We start from the raw sequence: 16,755 nt of genomic DNA, 5'->3' as shown, positions 1-16,755 counted from the left end.
AGAGCCGCCGAGCGGCCCCCCGCGACACCGGTCAGCGGGAATCCTGCCAGGTCAACCGGTCCCCGGCCATCCCGGACCCGGCCGCCCTGCCCGCGTCACGGACCCGCCGGGCCGGGCGGCGCCGACGCCCGCTCATCCGCCGGGCCGGCCCTCCTCGCGCCGGCCCGGGCGCCGGCCCTCGTCCGCTCCGCCGCCCGGCGGCCCGCCCGACGCGGGGGCCCGCGCCCTCGACCGGCCTGCCGAGCCGCCGTCGCGAAGCTCGCCGAGCACCGCCCAGCCGACCGACACCACCGGCACCGCCACCACCGCACCCAGCACCCCCGCCAGCACCGCCCCGCCGGCCACCGACACGGCGATGGCCACCGGGTGGATCCGTACGGACCAGCTGAGCACCAGCGGATGCAGCAGGTGGCCCTCGATCTGGCCGATGACCACGATCAGCGCGAGAACCAGGAGCGCGATCACCGGGCCGCGGGCGGCGAGGGCGACCACGGCGGCGATCGCCAGAGCGATCGGGGAGCCGATCAGCGGGACCAGGGTCGCCGCGAACTCCAGCACCATCAGCGGCATGACCAGGGGCACGCGCAGGATCGCCAGCGCGATGCCGACCAGCACGGCGTTGGAGGCCGCCACGATCAGCACGCCCCGGGTGTAGCCCGCGAAGGTGCGCCAGGCGACGCGACCGGCCCGGTCCCAGACCGAGCCGCTCCGCACGGGCAGCTGCTGCTGCGCCCAGGACCACATCCGGTGGCCGGAGTGCAGGAAGAACACCGAGCAGAACACCGCGAGTGCCAGCCCGGTCACCAGCTCGACGATCCGGCCGGCGCCGCTGAGAGCGGTGCTGAGCAGCGTGGAGCGGTGGGCGGAGATGAACTCGCCGATCTTGGCCCGCAGATCGGTGACCGTGCCGGGCCGCAGGTGGAAGGGGGCGCCGGTGAGCCAGTGGTCGATCCGGGCCAGCCCGCCGCGCAGTTCGTTGCCCAGCCGGCCCCACTCGCCGGCGACGGTCGTGCCGACCAGCGCCAGGATCCCGCCGACGAGCGCGATGGTGCAGAGCAGGACGAGCAGGACGGCGAGCGAGCGGGGCGTCACCCGGGCCAGCAGGTCGACCGGCGGGCGCAGCACGGAGGTGATGACCAGCGCGATGAACAGCGCGACCACCGGCAGTTCGAGCCGGGTGAGGACGTCGACGAGCAGGTAGACGGCCAGCCCCAGCAGCACCAGCCGCCAGGTGTACCCGGCGGCCGTCCGCAGCCCGGCCGGGACGCGCTCCACAGCCGGGCCCGGGGCTCCGGCCGGGGCCCGGCGTGCCGACACCCGGGGACGGCGGCTGCCCAGCGGCACGGGCCGTCGGCCGGGTCCGGCGCCGTTCACTCCCACGGGCGGTCTCCTCGGGCTCGGCCGGGTGTCGTCTCACGCCACGATGGCCCATGTCAGGGCGGTCCGCTCTGCGGGCCGCCGCATCCGGTCGACCGGATGCGGCGAGGTTTTCCGCTCAGCGGTGTGTCATCGCGCCGGGGCGGGGCAGACGCGGATCGACACGGGTCCCCCGTGCACCGGCGGATGGCCGGCGGAGGTCGCGGACACCGGGTGGGGAGAGCAGGAGGCAGTGATGAGAAGCCTCATCCGCCGTTACGCGGTGACGCTCCCCGGCCCGGTCGGCGGGCACGCGCCGCCGTCCGTCGTCGTCGTGCACGAGACGCAGACGCTGGGACCCGACGGGAGCTTCGTCTGGGAGAGTTCCGACGGCTGCCTCCGGGTGGAGATCACCGGTGAGGTGGCCACCGTCCTGGCCGCTCCCGGAGCCGGCAGTCGACACCCGTGCCTGCTGGCGGTTCCGCTGCCGTGAGCCGTGAGCCGTGAGCCGTGAGCCGTGAGCCGTGAGCCGTGAGCACGCCGCCGTGCCGCGTGCCGGAAGGGCGTCGGACGGTCACCGCGCGGTGGCGGCCAACGCCTCGCGCACGGTGACCAGGCAGGGGTCGCAGTACCGGTCAGGCCCGGCCGCACCGGCACCGTCCGCCGCCGGGACGACGCGCTGGGAGGGTTCGAGGAACCGCCCGCACAGCGAGGAGGACGCGTCGTCCTTCGCCACCACGTGCCACACCACGGCGGGCGGGGACACCGCCGGGTCGTGCTCGGCCCACATCTCGTACACGGCGCTACCTCCGGATCGCTGGGGGCTGGGTCAGTCCATGCAAACCCGGGCCCTGCCGAACGGCCACCGGGCCAGACCCGGTGGGATGGTTGTGGCCCGCCGGTGGCCGTGGCCGGGTGCCGTCCGGTCCGCCCGGCCCGATTCCGCCCGGCCCGTTCGGTCCGTCCGAGAGACGGTGTCCGGCCCGCTCGTGGGATCACCGGGCGCGACCGCCCGGCGCGGATGCCCGTTCAGCGCCGCCGGTAGGCGCCGGGCCGCCCCGGGGTCCCGGTCCGCGGCGTGCCCGCGGGGCCGGCCCGGTCGCGGCCCTGGCCCGCTGCCAGGCGGCGCCGGATCACCAGGAGGTCGAGCGCGGCGATGCCGGCGAACCCGGCGCACAGGGCGGCGAAGAAGGCGTAGCTCCCCTGGTTCGGGGCCGGGCCGGGGTTCGCCAGCGCGGCCAGCACGGCGAAGGCGACCGTCCCGCCGACGAACAGGACCAGGAAGACCCGGGACAGCAGCCGCCGCAGCTCCAGGTCCGAACGGGCGGTCACCGGTTCGGTGCCCCGGCGCACCGTCTCCTGGGGTCTGAGCTGCGGTGTGGTCCGGCCGGGGCCCTGCGGGGCGTGCGGGAAGTCGTGGCGCTCGCCGGTCCTGCGCTGGGCCCTGCCCCCGTGTCGCGTGTCTGGTCTGCGGTGTACGGCCATGACGGCCCCCGAACGGAGTCGGCCGGTGGTCTTCCGCCGACGCGCCTACCCGGGCCCGGCGTCGGCACACCCCCGCCGGGCACTCACCCGGGAGCCCCGAGCCGCAGCCGGACCGCCAGCTGCGGTCCCTGTTCCGCGCGGCCGCGCTCCCGCGTCCGGCAGAGTCCGGAGAGGACGCGCAGTACCCGCTCGACGTCCTCGGGGCGGCCGAGCAGGTCCGCGGCCACTTCGCCGGCCAGCGTGACCGGCGGCCCGGACGAGCCCGCCCGGTGGGCGTCGAAGGACTGGGAGAGGCTCGTCGAGGGAATCGGCGCGGGGCCGGTGGGGGTGCGGGTGATCCGGGGCCGGGCCACCACCCGGGTGCCCTCCGAGGTCACGGTGGCCGGGTCCTCCCAGACGTTGCCGATCCGGGTCCGGCCGCGCCCGGTGTGGGTGGGGAACGCGGCCTCCAGCGCGTCGAGCACCGCCTCCGCCGACTCCTGGGGGCCGTCGCCGAGCCGTACCAGCACGTGCCCGGCGGCCAGGGGCAGTCCCACGGCAGCCACCTCCTCCGTCTCTCGGCGGACGGCTTCGTCCCGGTGACGACTCCGTCCGTGGCCTTCCCCTCCGTTCTACGGCCGGTCCGTGCGGCTGCGCACCCCGGGCGCACCGGCCGGGCAGGTCGGCCGGACGGACATGAGCACCCGTCGGGTTCGGCCGCTGTTCAGCGGAGCGTGGCCCGGCCGACGGTCTCCGACCAATCCCGGTACCTACCGTCAGGGCCCAAACCACTTCCGGGAGCGAACATGCACGACGACCAGGGGACCGAGCACGAGTGCGGCTGCCCGCGGACCGCCGACCTCGACGGGGAGGGGCCCGCCGCGGCCGGCAGGCGCCGGTTCCTGCGCGGGGCCGGCCTGGTGGGCGCGGGGGTCGGCACCGCCGGGCTCGGGCTGCTCGGCGCGGTGCCCGCGCAGGCGGCCGGGCCCGACGCGGCCGGCGGGCCCGGCGCGGCCGAGAAGAAGCCGAAGAAGGGCAAGGGGCACGGGCGTTGGCAGCCCGACCCGGACGCCCGGCAGTTCACCGTGGTCGTCATGCCGGACACCCAGTACCTGTTCGACCAGGACCGGATCCACCCCGCGCCGCTGGAGGCCTCGGTCCGCCACGTGCTGGACGGCGGGGTCAACCGGGAGGACGGGACGGACGACAACATCGTCTTCCTGGCCCACCTCGGCGACGTCACCGAGAACGGGCTGGCCGTCGAGTACGCCGCCGTCACCAAGGTGTTCGGCCTGCTGGACGACGCGGGCGCGGCCTACGGCGTGCTGGCCGGCAACCACGACGTCCGCTCCTCGACCGACGACCAGCGCGGCAGCACCCCGTACCTGGAGACCTTCGGCAAGGCCAGGGCCGCCCGCACCGCCGGGTACCGCGGCTCCAGCCCGGACGGCTACAACACCTGCCACGTGTTCCGGGCGGCCGGGCGCGACTGGATGGTGCTCTCGCTCGACTGGAGGCTCTCCGACGCGGGCTTCGCCTGGGCGAACGCGGCGATCGCGGCCGCCCCCGGGCTCCCGGTGATCCTCACCACCCACGACCTGGCGCACGCCGACGACAGCGGCCGCGCCGAGCTGTCCGACTACGGGAAGCGGCTCTGGGAGCGGCTGATCAGCGGCAACGACCAGATCTTCCTGACCGTCAACGGGCACTACTGGCCGCCCGGGCGCACCGTGCTGAAGAACAGGGCCGGCCACGACGTGCACGTCCACATCGCCAACTACCAGGACCGCTACTACGGCGGCGCGGCGATGATCCGGGCGTACCGCTTCGACCTCGACCGCGACACCGTCGACGTGTCGACCTTCTCGCCGTGGATCCAGCAGATCGCCGCCGAGGAGCGCAACGCGCTGGCCGCCCAGCACGCCGAGCTGACCTCCGACGTGGACCGCTTCTCGTTGGCGATCGACTTCGACCGCCGCTTCGCCGGCTTCGCGCCCGTCCCGCAGCGCCCGGCGCGCCGGGCCGGCGAGCTGCTGGTCCGGGACACGGTGGCCTACTGGCGGTTCGACAACGGCGGCGGCGACGGGACGGCCGTCTCCCCGCAGCAGGTCGTCAAGGACCTGGCCGGGCAGGGCAACGACCTGCTCTGGCAGTGCGCCCCCGGTACGCCCGACGGCGCGCTCAGCTGGTCCGCCGAGCACCACCCGGACCAGCCGGGCCACGGCAGTCTGCTGTTCCGGGGCACCCGGTCGCCGGTCCGCGGCGGCTACCTCCAGACCGCGCCCGGCGCGCCGCTGAACCGGGAGACCTTCGAGCGCGGCTTCACCGTCGAGGCCTTCTTCAAGCTGCCCGCCGACTGGGACTCGGCGCGCAGCCGCTGGTCCGCCCTGCTCAGCCGGTGGGGGATGAGCGGCGAGGCGGGCAAGAACGGGCCGGGGACGGACGCCGAGGAGCCGCTTGTCACGCTCAGCGTCTCCGAGGCGCCGGCCCTCCAGTGGTGCGTCTACCCGCTCAACCAGACGGGGGCGTCCACCTGTTGGGGCCACCAGCTGCCGCTGGACCGGTGGTGGCACGTCGCGGTGGTCAACGACGGGAAGCTCAGCCGGATGTACGTCGAGGGCTGCGAGGTGGCGCGCAACCCGGCGACGCCCGCCGTCGGGCTGACCACGCTGGGGCGGCCGTGGATGCTGGGCGGTTACTCGTACGCGGGGGTGCTGGACAAGGTGTTCCACGGATACGTCGGGGACGTCCGGATCGTGAAGCGGGCCCTGCGGGTGGGCGAGTTCATGAACGCCTGATCGCACCCCCTCGAAGCGCGGACACCGCCGGGCCCTGGTGGGGGCCCGGCGGTGCCGCTTTCCGGGACGCACAGCGGAACGGCACCGGCCGTCAGCGGCGGGTCTCGATTCGCAGGCCGCCCGTGGTCACCTGGCGGATGGGCTCGCTCGCCAGCAGGTCGTGCGGCTGGCCGAGGGCGATCGCGCCCGCCGCGTCGAGCCGGGCCAGTTCGGCGTCCGAAAGCTCGACCGCCAGGGCGCCCAGGTTGTCCTCCAACTGGGCGGGGGTGCGGGCGCCGAGCAGCGTGCTCGTCACGCCCGGCTTCCGCAGCGTCCAGGCCAGCGCCACCTGGGCCGGGGTGTGCCCCAGCTCGCCGGCCAGCTCCCGGACCACCCCGGCCACGCCGAGGCTGCGTTCGGTGAGGGTGCCCAGGGCGAGGTTGTGGCTCCGACGGGTGCTCCCGTCGGGACCGGCGCCCGTCGCGCCCACGTCCTGCCGGCCGTACTTGCCGCTGAGCACCCCGCCGCCGAGCGGCGAGTACGGGACCACGCCCAGGCCCAGCTCCCGGGCCATCGGGATCAGGTCGCGCTCCGCGGTGCGTTCGATCAGGCTGTACTCGACCTGCAACGCGACCAGCGGTGACCAGCCGCGCAGGTCGGCGATCGCCTGCATCCGGGACACCTGCCAGGCCGGGGTGTTGGAGATCGCCACGTACAGCACCTTGCCCTGCCTGACCAGGTCGTCCAGGCCGCGCAACACCTCCTCCACCGGCGTTCGGAAGTCCCAGACGTGCAGGTACAGCAGGTCGAGGTAGTCGGTGCCCAGCCGCCGCAGGCTGCCCTCCACCGAGCCGAACAGCGCCTTGCGGTGCCCGCCCCCGGAGTTCGGGTCGCCGGGGCGACGCAGTGTCGAGTACTTGGTCGCCAGCACCAGGCGTTCGCGCTCCTCGTGGGCGAACTCGCCGAGCAGGCGCTCGGAGCTGCCCTCGGTGTAGGTGTCGGCGGTGTCGAGGAGGTTGCCGCCGAGCCCGACGTAGCGGTCGAACAGCTTTCGGGCCTCGGCCCGTTCGGCGCCCCACCCCCATTCGGTGCCGAAGGTCGCGGTGCCCAGGGCCAGCGGTGAGACCCGCAGTCCCGAGCGGCCCAGCAGCCGGTAGTCGTCCAGGGCCAGTGCCATCAGGTTCTCCTGTGCTCGCGTGTGCTCGTGTTCCGTTGCCGGGACCGAGTCTGTGGCGGCGGCCGGCCCCGGATAAGGGAGGGCACTTCCTGGGAAGAGCGGTCCCACCCTGGCGGTTGGACCGGTCATGACGACCCGAACCATGGACCCCGCCCAGGAGTTGGCCGCGTTCCTGCGGAGCAGGCGCGAAGGCCTCGACCCCGGCCGGCTGGGCCTGCCGTCGCATCGGCGGACCCGGCGGACGCCGGGGCTGCGCCGCGAGGAGGTCGCCGAGCTGGCCGGGGTGAGCACCGACTACGTGGTCCGGCTGGAGCAGGGCCGGGGGCTGCGGCCCTCCGCGGGGGTGCTGGCGGCGCTGGCCCGGGCACTGCGCCTGGATGCGAGCGAACGGGACTACCTGTTCGACCTGGCCGGACGCCGCCGTCCCGGCACCACCGGCGGGCCGGCCGCCAGTGCGGCGCCGTCGCTGGCCCGCCTGGTCGGTGACCTCTCGCCGCTGCCGGCCATGCTGCTGGACCACCGTTACGACATCCTCGCCTGGACCCCCGAAATGGCTCGGCTGCTACCGGGTTTCGAGGCCGTTCCGCCGTCACGGCGCAACGCGATGCGGCTGTGCCTGCTGCACCCGGCGATGCGCGGCTTCTACGCCGACCGGGAGCAGGCGCTGCGGGACGGGATCGCCCACCTGCGCGCGGCCTGGGCCGCTCACCCGGAGGACCGGGAACTGTCCGGCCTCATCGACGAGTTCGTCACACAGGACGAGGACTTCGCCCGCTTGTGGTCGGAGCGGGAGGTCAGCGTCAACGGACGCGGCCGGAAGGTGCTGCGGCATCCGGTCGAGGGTGTGATCACCGTTGACTTCGAAGTCCTGCTACCGCTCCAGGACCCGGGACTGCGCCTTCTCGTCTACCGCGCCGCGGACGAGGAGAGCCGCGCGTCCCTGGACCGGCTGTGCGCGCGATGACCGGCCCCGACTCACGAAGACCTTCAAGGGGCTGACCGACCGGAAGCTCGCCTGGCAGACCGCCGAATCGCTCGCCCGGGAGACCGGGCGGGACGCCCCGACGGTGCCGGTCCGGCCGGAACCGGTCGCCGAGGTCGCCTTCGACGGCCTCCAGCGCAGCCCCCGCTACCCCACCGGGCCGGCCCCGCGGTTCGCCCGGGTGGTGCGCCACCGGCCGGACAAGAGCGCCGCCGAGGCCGACGCGGTGGCCTCCGTACGGGAGTTGGCCTCCGTCGAAGGCCTGTGAGGCCGTCCGCGCGGCCGGGTCCGCAGACCCGTCCGGCGAAGTACCGCGGGTTGAAACGCATTACGCCGCAAGGGGGGTTCACGCACAGGGGCCGAATCAGCCATTCTCGATCCGGCCACCGTACCCCTCCGTGAACGGACCGGCGACGGCTAGGTTGACCGTGACAACGAGAGGTGGCCGCCGGCCAGCCGGCGCCGCCCTGGCGAAAGGTGCCCGACATGCAGGTGAGCGTCGACCGGGACCGTTGCTGTAGCTCCGGCATGTGCGTGACGAACGCCCCCGCGGTCTTCGACCAGGACGACCGGGACAGTCTTGTGAGACTCCGTCAGATCGTGTTGCTGCCCGAGCAGTTCGAAGACGTCAGACTCGCCGCCGACCTCTGCCCGGGCCGGGCGATCAGCGTCACCGGGGACCAGCCCGCGCAGACCGGGGCCTGACCGGCCCCGCCGCCGGCCCCACAGGCCGCCGGGGACTCCCTGCACCCCGACAGCCCCACGAGGACCCCGCGACATGAGGAGACCCCCGCCGTGACCGCCACACCCACCGCCCCCGCCGTCCCGCTGCTGCCGGCCCGGCACTCCGGCGGCTGCCCGTTCGGCCCGCCGCCCGCGTACTCCGAGGCCGCCGCCACCGGGCCGGTGACCAGGGCCGAGCTGCCCGACGGCGACCTCTGCTGGCTGGTCACCGGCTTCGCCGAGGTCCGCACCGTGCTGTCCGACCGCCGGTTCAGTGCCGACATCCGCCACCCGTCCTTCCCGCTGCTGATCGCCGGCGCTCGCGAGCTGATCACCGACAATCCGGACTTCCTGCGGCTCGACGACCCCGAGCACGCCCGCCAGCGCCGCATGATCACCGGGGAGTTCCTGGTCAAGCGGGTGGAGGCGCTGCGCCCGGAGATCCAGCGGATCGTGGACGAGGTACTGGACCGGATGACCGCGGGCCGGACCACGGCCGACCTGGTCACCGACTTCGCGCTGCCGGTGCCCTCGCTGGCGATCTGCCTGCTGCTCGGCGTGCCGTACGAGGACCACGACCGCTTCCAGAGCCTGAGCCGCACGATGCTCAGCCGGGAGAGCACCGTGGAGCAGCTCCGGGGGGCCCAGGAGGAGGTTCGGGGCTACCTGCGCGACCTGACGGCCCGCAAGCGCGCCCAGCCGGAGGACGACGCCCTCAGCCGGCTCGCGGCGCGGGACGACCTGACCCCGGACGACGTGGCCGGCATGGGCGTGCTGCTGCTGATCGCCGGTCACGAGACGACCGCGAACATGATCGCGCTGTCGACCGCGCTGCTGCTGGAGCACCCCGAGCAGATCCCCGGCCTGGCCGACCCGGCCACCCTGCCGGGCGCGGTGGACGAGCTGTTGCGGCTGCTGACCATCGTGCACACCGGCTTGCCCCGGGTGGCGCTGGAGGACGTGGAGCTGGGCGGCGTCACCGTCCGGGCCGGGGAGGGCGTGATGGCGATGCTCTCCACCGCCAACCGGGACGAGGCGGTGTTCGGCGGCGCGGGCCAGCGGGCGACGGACGAGCTGGACCTGGACCGGGACGCCCGGCGGCACCTGGCGTTCGGCTTCGGCGTGCACCAGTGCCTGGGCCAGCCGCTGGCCCGCGCCGAACTCCGGATCGCCCTGGAGACGCTGTTCCGCCGGCTGCCGGGGCTGCGGCTGACCGGCGAGCGCGAGTTCCGTACCGAGTCGTTCATCTACGGGATGCGGTCACTGCCCGTGACCTGGTGAGCGGGGCCCGAGCGCGGTACGGGCCGTTGGCGTAGGCCTTGTCGGCGGCCACGCCGGCGGGCGTCCCCCAGGACCTGCCCGGCCCGGTCCGCGGGACACGGATCTTCTCCAGTACCGGCTCGAACCGCGTGCGGTCCGCCCGCTGCCCCGGCATGACGACCAGGGACAGCGGGCGGCACCGGCCGTCCGCGCCGGAGAGCCGTCAGCCGAGCAGCGTGGCCTCGACGCCGGCGAGCACCGCCGCCAGGCCCTGCTCGAAGCCCTCGTCGAAGTCCTGGAACATCACCCGGCCCGACTCGGCCGCCAGCGGGTGGGCGGCCAGGCGTTCGGCGCGGGCGTCGACGTCGTAGCCCTCGGCGCCGTCGAAGGGGTTGGGGCCCATCGCCTGCTCCTCGATCACGTAGCCGATCGTGTAGCTGTAGGCGGTCTGCCAGGCCCGGGCCGCGGCGGCCGGGGTGAAGCCGGCCTCGGTCAGCAGGCGCAGCGAGGCGTCCAGGCCGGCCGCGTAGCCGGTGTCGGTGAACCGGGAGCCGCTGTAGACCTTCGCGCCGTCGCGGTGGCGCAGCAGTTCGGCGCGCAGGGTGCGCATGGTCCGCAGGTAGGTCTCCCGCCAGTCCTCCGCGGGCCCGTCCTGCGCCGCCCGGCCGGTCATCCGGCGCATCATCTCGGTCGCCATCTCGTCCAGCAGCGCCTGCTTGTCCTTGAAGTGCCAGTACAGCGCGGGCGCCTTGACGTCGAGCCGGGCGGCGATGGCGCGCAGCGTCAGGCCGTCGAGGCCGGCCTCGTCCAGCAGGTTCAGCGCGGCGTCGACGACCTGGCCGCGGTCGAGCTTGGGGGTTCTCTGCGGGGTCACGGTTGACAGTTTAACGCCGTTAAGTTCATCCTGTCGGCAACGGCTACTTAACAACGTTAAGGAGATTGTCGTGGCTTCTCGCGGCACGCACACGGACGTCCTGATCGTCGGTGCCGGGCCCACCGGACTCGCCCTGGCGCTGGACCTCGCCCGGCACGGCGTCGCCGCGCTGGTGGTCGAGCGGGGCGCGGAACTCTTCCCCGGCTCGCGCGGCAAGGGACTCCAGCCGCGCACGCTGGAGGTGCTCGACGACTTCGGCGTGCTCGACCGGATCCGCGCCGTGGCGGGCCACTACCCGCCCAACCTGTTCTGGAAGGACGGCGCACGGCAGGGCGAGCGCCGGATGTACGACCCGATCGAGCCCTCCGAGGCCGAGCCGTACACCGAGGTGCTGATGCTGCCCCAGTGGCACACCCAACGGGTGCTGTACGGGCGGCTGGGCGAACTGGGCGGCGAGGTCGCGTTCGGGCGGGAGCTGGTCGGCCTGACGCAGGACGGGGAGGGCGTGACCGCCGAGTTCGCGGCCGGCGGCCCGGTCCGGGCGCGCTACGCCGTCGCGGCGGACGGCGGGCGCTCGACGGTGCGGCGGCTGCTCGGCATCGGGATGACCGGGGAGACCGTCGACCCGGCCCCGATGCTGGTCGCGGACGTCCGGGTCGACGGGCTGGACCGCGAGCACTGGCACGTCTTCCCGGCCGAGGAGGGGGTGCTGGCGATCTGCCCGCTCGGCGGCACCGAGGACTTCCAGCTGGTCGCTGGGTTCCCGGAGGGCACGGCCGTGGACCTCACCCTCGAAGGCCTCCGCACGGTGGTCGCCGCCCGCTCCCACCTGGGCGCCGACCAGCTGACCGAGCTGCGCTGGATCTCCGAGTTCCGCCCGCGCGCGGCCCTCGCGGACCGTTTCCGGGCCGGCCGGGTGTTCCTCGCGGGCGACGCCGCGCACGTCCACTCGCCGGCCGGCGGACAGGGGCTGAACACCAGCGTCCAGGACGCCTACAACCTGGGCTGGAAGCTCGCCGCCGCGCTGACCGGGCGGGCCGGCGCGCGGCTCCTCGACAGCTACGAGGAGGAGCGCCGGGCCAACGCGGCGGCGATGCTGGAGCTGTCCACCCGGGTCCACCGCGGCGAGCAGCGGCGCGGCCGGGCGACCCGGCAACTCGGCCTCGGCTACCGGGAGTCCGCACTCTCGGTGGAGACCCGACAGGGCCTCCCCGCGGACGCGTTGCGGGCCGGCGACCGCGCCCCGGACGGGCGCCGGGGCGGCACCCGGCTGTTCGACGCCTTCCGCGGCCCGCACTGGACGCTGCTCACCGTCGGCACCGACGCCCCGCTGCCCGCCCTCGCCGCCCCGGTGGTCCGCATCCCGGCCTACGAGGCGTACGGGACCGGCGTGTTCCTGGTGCGGCCGGACGGCTACCTCGGCTGGGCGGGTGCGACGGCCGAAGGGCTGGCGGGCTACGCGGCCGGTCAGGGGCTGCTCGCTCCCTGACCGGGCGTCCGGCCGGGGCACAACCCCCGGCCGTCGGGCCGGCCGCGTCCGGCGGTCGGTCAGCGCGGTGGCCCAGCCCGGTCAGCCCGGTCAGTCCGGCGGCTCGTGCGGTTCCGGCTCGTGGGCCGGTTCGGTGCTCTCCTCCTCGGAGCCGTCCTGCGGCCCCCTCTCCTCCTCCTCCTCCTGACCGGGTGGCGGCGAGCCCTCGCCGGTCATCCGGGACTCGGGGGTCTCGACCGGGACCTCAGGGTCCCTGGGCACGGGCTCGTGCGGGTCGGTCATGGGCTCCACTCCTCCCTCGGGTGCGGTGGCGAGACGACACCCGGTGGCCGTCCGGGGACGACCGCCGGGTGTCCGGTCAGTGCTTCCCCGCGTCCTTGACCTTCTCCGCGGCCTGCTTCAGATCGGCCTTCGCCTGCTCGGCCTTGCCCTTGAGCTCGGTCGAGCGGTCGTCGGTCGCCTTGCCGACCGCCTCCTTGGCCTTGCCGCCGGCCTTCTCCGCCAGGTTGTGCAGCTTGTCCTCGGTACCCATGACGTTCGGCTCCTCTCGTCGTCGGGGCGAAGTCCGCCCTGGGCCGCGTCTGCCCGGGGCTTGCGCAAACATGCGCCGGCTCGCCGATCCGGCCGGGTCCGCGCGCCCGGTTCGACCCGTGGCGCCGGTCGCCGCACGGCTCGGAGCGGCGGCTACCGGGCGGCGCGGGCCTCGGCGGTGGTCTTCAGGTCGTGCAGCCAGCCTTCGAGGCCCTGACGCAGGATCGCGGTGGCGGCGGGGACGTTCGCGTCGACCTGCGGGCCGGTGTGGGTCTCCTCGGTGCGCACCAGGACGCCGCCGGGGACCTCGGTGAAGGTCCACACGTGGACGCCGTCGATCCGCAGCCCCGTCGCCACGGCCGGGCCGGTCCAGCGGATGCAGGCGCCGGGCCGCAGTTGCCGCACGGTGGAGGTGATCTCCAGGACCGGGTCCGTCGAGGCGGGGTTCGGGGGCAGCGGGGTGGTCCAGCGGAACGCCGAGCCCCGGTGCAGCGGGCCGCTGTCGAGGCGCTCGGCGCTGCGCACCGGCGACTGCCAGTCCGGCCAGCGCTCCACGTCGGTCTGGAGCTGCCAGACGGTCCGCAGTGGTGCGTGGATCACGGTCCCGGTCCGGTAGCGGACCTGTGCGGCGGGGTCGACGCCCGCCCCGTGGCAGGTGAGCGAGGAGCCGGGGCCGGGGGAGCCGGCGGCTCCGGCGGGCGCGACGGCGGCGCCGAGCAGGCCGAGGGCGAGCGGGACGGTCAGCAGGGCGGTGCGGATGCCGGTGCGGCGGGTGGCGGTGCGGCGGGTGGCGGACATGGAACTCCCCTTCGCTGGTGGGCCGTCGGGACGGCCGTGGAGTCCGTGAGCTAGAGGCCCACGTGTTCGTTAGAAGTTGTAACTCAGCGAAGGGGCGAGGGTCAACAGGTTCCGTGATAGCTTCTAACGGAAGCATCGATATGTAGTCGCACGACTCGGAGGGCGGGCAGGCCATGGCGAGGACGGGCGCGGACACCCCGCGCGAGCGCTACCGCGCCCAGGTGCGCGAGGAGGTCAAGGAGCACGCCCGGGAGCAGATCGCCACGGCCGGCGCCTCGGCGCTCTCCCTCAACGCGATCGCCAAGCGGATGGGCATGAGCGGCCCCGCGCTCTACCGCTACTTCGCCGGCCGCGACGAGCTGATCACCGAACTCGTCCGGGACGCCTACCGCAGCCTCGCCGACACCCTCGGCGCGGCCGCCGCCGAAGGCGCCGACCTGGCCGGGCTCGCGCACGCCCTGCGCGGCTGGGCCCTGGCCGACCCCCAGCGGTACTTCCTGATCTTCGGCACCCCCGTCCCCGGCTACCAGGCACCCGAGGACACCACCGCCATCGCCGACGAGGTCATGCGGACGCTGGTCGACGCCTGTGCGACGCTCTCCCCGGCCACCCCCGAGGCCGGGCAGGCGCCGTTCGCCACCCACCTGGTGGGCCACCGGGACTGGGCGGGCGAGCAGCCGGCCCCGCCCGAGGTGCTCCACCGGTTCCTGGCGTTCTGGACCCGCCTGCACGGCGTGCTGTCGCTGGAGCTCGCCGGGCACTTCACCGGCATGGGCTTCCGGCCCGCGCTGCTCTTCGACGCCGAGCTGGACAGCCTGCTGGCACCGCGCTTCTGACCGGAGCCACGGCTCCGGCCGGCCCGCTCACCCGCCCCGGGCGGCCTCAGGCCTGCCCGGGGTGCGGCTGCGGCGCCGGGTCCGGATACGGCACCGGGTCCGGGAACGGCGGGACCGGCGGCGGTGCCGGCTCGGGCTCGCCCGGCCACGGCGCGGGGTCCGGGCGGGGGACCGGCCGGGTGTCCGGGTCCGGCGGGGACGGGACGGTCATCGGGACACCTCCTGGGTGGTGCGGCCGGTTTCAGTGGCCGAGTGCGTGGGCCAGCTGACGCTTGTTCATCTTCGAGCGGCCCTTGACGCCCCGCTGCCTGGCCTCGTTGTACAGCTGGTCGTAGGTCGGGCCCTGGGCGCCCCGGTGCGAGCGCTGTCCGCCGCGGCGGCCGGAGGAGATGTCGTGGGTCGAGGTGCGGCTCGCGGTCTTCGACTCGCCGTGCCGGGCGCGTTCCTTGTTCACCGTCCTGGCGGCGATCTCCTCGGCCCGTTTCTTGCTCTCGCCCCGGTCGAGCGCGCTCTCCTTGATGTGCTCGTACTGGCGCTCCCGCTTGGGGCTGGATCCTCGCGGCATGGCCGGTGCCTCCCTTCCTGGTCACGGTCGTTGCGCGGACGCGTCTACCCGGAACGGCCGCCGGGAATCCGGCGGCGCCGTCCGCCGCGGACCCGGCGTCCGGGACGCCGCGCGGGCCCCTCCGCCGGCGGCCGGGCCCGCCCCCGGGGTCGGCACGCGCGGGCCGATGGGGCGTGTACGGCCGGTCGTGCTCCGGTTCGGACGGGTGTGCCGGGTGTGGCGCGTTCGCCGCAGCGGCACTCCGGGTAGTTGACCGGCTGCACGGAGTGGACGAGGGGGGTGGGGTCAAGGAGCCGCGATGACGGAACACGAGCAGCTCGGCACTCCTGCCGGCCGGGAAGGACGCCCGACGCGGCCCGAGCGGGTGCCACCCCAGCCCCCGGCGCCCGGCACTCCGGCGGCGGGGCTCCGCCGGGGCGACGGAGCCGACGGAGCCGAGGCCCCCTGGCCCGACGCGATGCTGCCGCTGCTGCGCACCCCGACGGCCGACCGGCGGCCGGCGCCGGAAGGCACCGGTACGGAGCCGCTGCCGGGCGTCGAACCGGCCCGGGTGCTGGACCTCGCGCTGCTGGTCGGCGAGCTGATGCTGGCCAGCGGGGAGGCGGCGGAGGACGTCGAGGCCGCCATGCTCGCCGTCGCACGCGCCTACCGGGTCCACCCCTGCGACCCGCAGGTCACCTTCACCCGGGTGGCGATCTCCTACCAGCCCGGCCCTTCGGAACCCTCGCTGGTCGCCGAGTGCTCCGTCCGCCGCCCGGCCGTCGACTACGCGCGGCTGGCCGCCGTGTTCCGGCTGGTCACCGCGATCACCGTGGGCGGGCTGGCCGTCTCCGAGGCCCACGCCCGCCTGGTGGCCACGCGCCGGCACAGCCGCCGCTACTCGGGCCGGCTGCTCGTGCTCTCCTCCGGTGGGATGGCCGGGGCCGCGACCCTGCTGATCGGCGGCCGGGCCGACGCCCGGGCCTGGCTGGTCTTCGCCAGCGCCGTCGTCGCCGCGCTCGCGGGCGAGCGGCTGGCGGCCCTGGTGGCGCGGCACGACCTCCCGGCGTTCTACCAGTTCGTGGTGGCGGCGGTGCCGGCCGCCGTGATCGGCATCCTGCTCTCGTTCAACGGGCTGCACCTGCGCGGATCGGTGGTGATCACCGGAGGGCTGTTCGCGGTGCTTCCCGGCTGGCCGATGGTGGCGGCCGCCCAGGACGGCCTGACGGGCTTCTACCTGACCGCCGCCGCCCGGCTGCTCGAAGCGCTGTACCTGATGGCCGGTGTGGTGATCGGGGTGATGGCGGTGCTCTACGTCGGTGTCAACAACGGCGCCGACCTCGCCGCCCAGGCGGCCCCGCCAGGGGCGGTGAACCCGCCGCTGCAACTCGCCGCCGCGGTGCTGCTCACCCTGGCCTTCGCGGTGCTGCTGAACACCGAGCCGGCCACGCTGCCGGCCGTCCTGCTGAACAGCGCGGCCGGCTGGACCACGTACGGGGTGCTGGTGAACGCGGGCGGCGAGCCGATCGTGGCGACCGGGCTGGCCGCCGGGCTGGTGGGCCTGTCCGGGCAGCTGATGGCGCGCTGCCGGGGCAGCTCGGCGCTGCCGCACATCACCGCCGCGCTGGGGCCGCTGCTGCCCGGCTCGGTGCTGTACTTCGGGATGCTCGCCTTCGTCCGGGGCGAGCCCGAGGTCGGGCTGAGCGGCATCGGGCGGGCCTGCGCGATGGCGATGGCCCTCGCCATCGGCGTCAACCTGGGCCGCGAGCTGGCCCGCCTCTTCCTGCCGGTGCCCCGGGTGGCTCCGCCGCCCCGTCACCGGGGCGGCCGCCACCGTCGGTGAAGGCGGAGCCGGAGGCGGCGGGCCGGTTTGCCCGGGCGGCGGGGCGGTACACGCGTGGGGTGTGGAGACGGGACGGGCGAGACCGGTCCCGCTCCCCGGGG

The 16,755-nt window shown here is 75.0% G+C and carries 19 protein-coding genes; 9 read left to right on the top strand and 10 right to left on the bottom strand.

Features of this window, described 5'->3' with window-relative positions; genetic code table 11:
* Window positions 1-132: 132 nt before the first annotated feature.
* Complete coding sequence (locus ACIQOW_RS19305; RefSeq protein WP_401086396.1) at window positions 133-1,275, bottom strand: AI-2E family transporter; 1,143 nt, start codon at window positions 1,273-1,275, stop codon at window positions 133-135.
* A gap of 337 nt (window positions 1,276-1,612) precedes the next feature.
* Here ACIQOW_RS19305 and ACIQOW_RS19300 point away from each other — a divergent pair, with 337 nt between their 5' ends.
* Entirely contained in the window at window positions 1,613-1,849 is a 237-nt protein-coding gene (locus ACIQOW_RS19300) for a DUF6296 family protein (RefSeq protein WP_401086393.1), read from the top strand.
* 81 nt (window positions 1,850-1,930) lie between these two features.
* On the opposite strand, the gene ACIQOW_RS19295 is transcribed toward ACIQOW_RS19300, so the two are convergent.
* The 3 genes from ACIQOW_RS19295 to ACIQOW_RS19285 all read right to left on the bottom strand — a co-directional run bounded on the left by ACIQOW_RS19295 (window position 1,931) and on the right by ACIQOW_RS19285 (window position 3,377).
* The gene (locus tag ACIQOW_RS19295; protein ID WP_401050492.1) at window positions 1,931-2,155 is read right to left on the bottom strand and encodes a hypothetical protein; all 225 of its coding nucleotides are present in this window, start codon (window positions 2,153-2,155) and stop codon (window positions 1,931-1,933) included.
* 230 nt (window positions 2,156-2,385) lie between these two features.
* Window positions 2,386-2,709 carry a DUF6343 family protein gene (locus ACIQOW_RS19290; protein WP_401086390.1) on the bottom strand — a complete coding sequence of 108 codons (324 nt, stop codon included), beginning with the start codon at window positions 2,707-2,709 and terminating at the stop codon, window positions 2,386-2,388.
* Window positions 2,710-2,924: 215 nt separating this feature from the next.
* Entirely contained in the window at window positions 2,925-3,377 is a 453-nt protein-coding gene (locus ACIQOW_RS19285) for a hypothetical protein (protein WP_401086388.1), read from the bottom strand.
* Window positions 3,378-3,626: 249 nt separating this feature from the next.
* Here ACIQOW_RS19285 and ACIQOW_RS19280 point away from each other — a divergent pair, with 249 nt between their 5' ends.
* Window positions 3,627-5,618, top strand: a complete 1,992-nt coding sequence (locus ACIQOW_RS19280; protein WP_401086385.1) for a LamG-like jellyroll fold domain-containing protein — start codon at window positions 3,627-3,629, stop codon at window positions 5,616-5,618.
* A gap of 91 nt (window positions 5,619-5,709) precedes the next feature.
* Here ACIQOW_RS19280 and ACIQOW_RS19275 read toward each other — a convergent pair whose 3' ends face one another.
* Entirely contained in the window at window positions 5,710-6,774 is a 1,065-nt protein-coding gene (locus ACIQOW_RS19275) for an aldo/keto reductase (protein WP_401086382.1), read from the bottom strand.
* Window positions 6,775-6,901: 127 nt separating this feature from the next.
* Here ACIQOW_RS19275 and ACIQOW_RS19270 point away from each other — a divergent pair, with 127 nt between their 5' ends.
* The 4 genes from ACIQOW_RS19270 to ACIQOW_RS19255 all read left to right on the top strand — a co-directional run bounded on the left by ACIQOW_RS19270 (window position 6,902) and on the right by ACIQOW_RS19255 (window position 9,760).
* The gene (locus tag ACIQOW_RS19270; protein ID WP_401086379.1) at window positions 6,902-7,738 is read left to right on the top strand and encodes a helix-turn-helix transcriptional regulator; all 837 of its coding nucleotides are present in this window, start codon (window positions 6,902-6,904) and stop codon (window positions 7,736-7,738) included.
* Window positions 7,739-7,841: 103 nt separating this feature from the next.
* On the top strand, window positions 7,842-8,024 hold the full coding sequence (locus ACIQOW_RS19265; RefSeq protein WP_401086376.1) for a hypothetical protein: 183 nt from the start codon (window positions 7,842-7,844) through the stop codon (window positions 8,022-8,024).
* Between the two features lie 218 nt (window positions 8,025-8,242).
* Window positions 8,243-8,461, top strand: coding sequence for a ferredoxin (locus ACIQOW_RS19260; RefSeq protein WP_401086374.1), 219 nt, complete (start codon window positions 8,243-8,245; stop codon window positions 8,459-8,461).
* A 90-nt stretch (window positions 8,462-8,551) separates the two neighbouring features.
* On the top strand, window positions 8,552-9,760 hold the full coding sequence (locus ACIQOW_RS19255) for a cytochrome P450 (RefSeq protein WP_401086372.1): 1,209 nt from the start codon (window positions 8,552-8,554) through the stop codon (window positions 9,758-9,760).
* 202 nt (window positions 9,761-9,962) lie between these two features.
* Here ACIQOW_RS19255 and ACIQOW_RS19250 read toward each other — a convergent pair whose 3' ends face one another.
* Entirely contained in the window at window positions 9,963-10,613 is a 651-nt protein-coding gene (locus ACIQOW_RS19250; protein ID WP_401086369.1) for a TetR/AcrR family transcriptional regulator C-terminal domain-containing protein, read from the bottom strand.
* 70 nt (window positions 10,614-10,683) lie between these two features.
* On the opposite strand from ACIQOW_RS19250, the gene ACIQOW_RS19245 reads away from it, so the two are divergent.
* Window positions 10,684-12,102 (top strand): FAD-dependent monooxygenase, encoded by a 1,419-nt coding sequence (locus ACIQOW_RS19245; RefSeq protein WP_401086366.1) that lies wholly within the window; start codon window positions 10,684-10,686, stop codon window positions 12,100-12,102.
* 90 nt (window positions 12,103-12,192) lie between these two features.
* Here ACIQOW_RS19245 and ACIQOW_RS19240 read toward each other — a convergent pair whose 3' ends face one another.
* From ACIQOW_RS19240 to ACIQOW_RS19230, 3 genes are all read right to left on the bottom strand, one after another.
* A complete protein-coding gene (locus ACIQOW_RS19240) occupies window positions 12,193-12,384 on the bottom strand; it encodes a hypothetical protein (protein WP_401086363.1) in 192 nt (63 codons plus the stop codon).
* Window positions 12,385-12,460: 76 nt separating this feature from the next.
* Window positions 12,461-12,634, bottom strand: coding sequence for a CsbD family protein (locus ACIQOW_RS19235; RefSeq protein ID WP_188301116.1), 174 nt, complete (start codon window positions 12,632-12,634; stop codon window positions 12,461-12,463).
* A gap of 152 nt (window positions 12,635-12,786) precedes the next feature.
* The gene (locus tag ACIQOW_RS19230) at window positions 12,787-13,431 is read right to left on the bottom strand and encodes an SRPBCC family protein (RefSeq protein WP_401086359.1); all 645 of its coding nucleotides are present in this window, start codon (window positions 13,429-13,431) and stop codon (window positions 12,787-12,789) included.
* A gap of 173 nt (window positions 13,432-13,604) precedes the next feature.
* Between ACIQOW_RS19230 and ACIQOW_RS19225 the strand changes: the two genes are divergently transcribed.
* Window positions 13,605-14,267 (top strand): TetR/AcrR family transcriptional regulator, encoded by a 663-nt coding sequence (locus ACIQOW_RS19225; RefSeq protein ID WP_401086356.1) that lies wholly within the window; start codon window positions 13,605-13,607, stop codon window positions 14,265-14,267.
* 241 nt (window positions 14,268-14,508) lie between these two features.
* On the opposite strand, the gene ACIQOW_RS19220 is transcribed toward ACIQOW_RS19225, so the two are convergent.
* Entirely contained in the window at window positions 14,509-14,832 is a 324-nt protein-coding gene (locus tag ACIQOW_RS19220) for a plasmid stabilization protein (RefSeq protein WP_401086354.1), read from the bottom strand.
* 298 nt (window positions 14,833-15,130) lie between these two features.
* Between ACIQOW_RS19220 and ACIQOW_RS19215 the strand changes: the two genes are divergently transcribed.
* Entirely contained in the window at window positions 15,131-16,654 is a 1,524-nt protein-coding gene (locus ACIQOW_RS19215) for a threonine/serine exporter ThrE family protein (protein WP_401086351.1), read from the top strand.
* Window positions 16,655-16,755: the final 101 nt, after the last annotated feature.

This window comes from Kitasatospora sp. NPDC091335 (assembly GCF_044757205.1).
Lineage (GTDB): Bacteria > Actinomycetota > Actinomycetes > Streptomycetales > Streptomycetaceae > Kitasatospora.
The sequence above is the reverse complement of the archived record's forward strand: the minus strand, read 5'-3'. Positions and strand labels throughout refer to the sequence as shown.

What these genes read in the sequence shown, in the direction of transcription:
- ACIQOW_RS19220 (WP_401086354.1), bottom strand. Translation starts at nt 14,832, where the DNA reads ATGCCGCGAGGATCCAGCCCCAAGCGGGAGCGCCAGTACGAGCACATC.
- ACIQOW_RS19280 (WP_401086385.1), top strand. Translation starts at nt 3,627, where the DNA reads ATGCACGACGACCAGGGGACCGAGCACGAGTGCGGCTGCCCGCGGACC.
- ACIQOW_RS19300 (WP_401086393.1), top strand. Translation starts at nt 1,613, where the DNA reads ATGAGAAGCCTCATCCGCCGTTACGCGGTGACGCTCCCCGGCCCGGTC.
- ACIQOW_RS19240 (WP_401086363.1), bottom strand. Translation starts at nt 12,384, where the DNA reads ATGACCGACCCGCACGAGCCCGTGCCCAGGGACCCTGAGGTCCCGGTC.
- ACIQOW_RS19215 (WP_401086351.1), top strand. Translation starts at nt 15,131, where the DNA reads ATGACGGAACACGAGCAGCTCGGCACTCCTGCCGGCCGGGAAGGACGC.
- ACIQOW_RS19235 (WP_188301116.1), bottom strand. Translation starts at nt 12,634, where the DNA reads ATGGGTACCGAGGACAAGCTGCACAACCTGGCGGAGAAGGCCGGCGGC.
- ACIQOW_RS19275 (WP_401086382.1), bottom strand. Translation starts at nt 6,774, where the DNA reads ATGGCACTGGCCCTGGACGACTACCGGCTGCTGGGCCGCTCGGGACTG.
- ACIQOW_RS19225 (WP_401086356.1), top strand. Translation starts at nt 13,605, where the DNA reads ATGGCGAGGACGGGCGCGGACACCCCGCGCGAGCGCTACCGCGCCCAG.
- ACIQOW_RS19270 (WP_401086379.1), top strand. Translation starts at nt 6,902, where the DNA reads ATGACGACCCGAACCATGGACCCCGCCCAGGAGTTGGCCGCGTTCCTG.
- ACIQOW_RS19260 (WP_401086374.1), top strand. Translation starts at nt 8,243, where the DNA reads ATGCAGGTGAGCGTCGACCGGGACCGTTGCTGTAGCTCCGGCATGTGC.
- ACIQOW_RS19230 (WP_401086359.1), bottom strand. Translation starts at nt 13,431, where the DNA reads ATGTCCGCCACCCGCCGCACCGCCACCCGCCGCACCGGCATCCGCACC.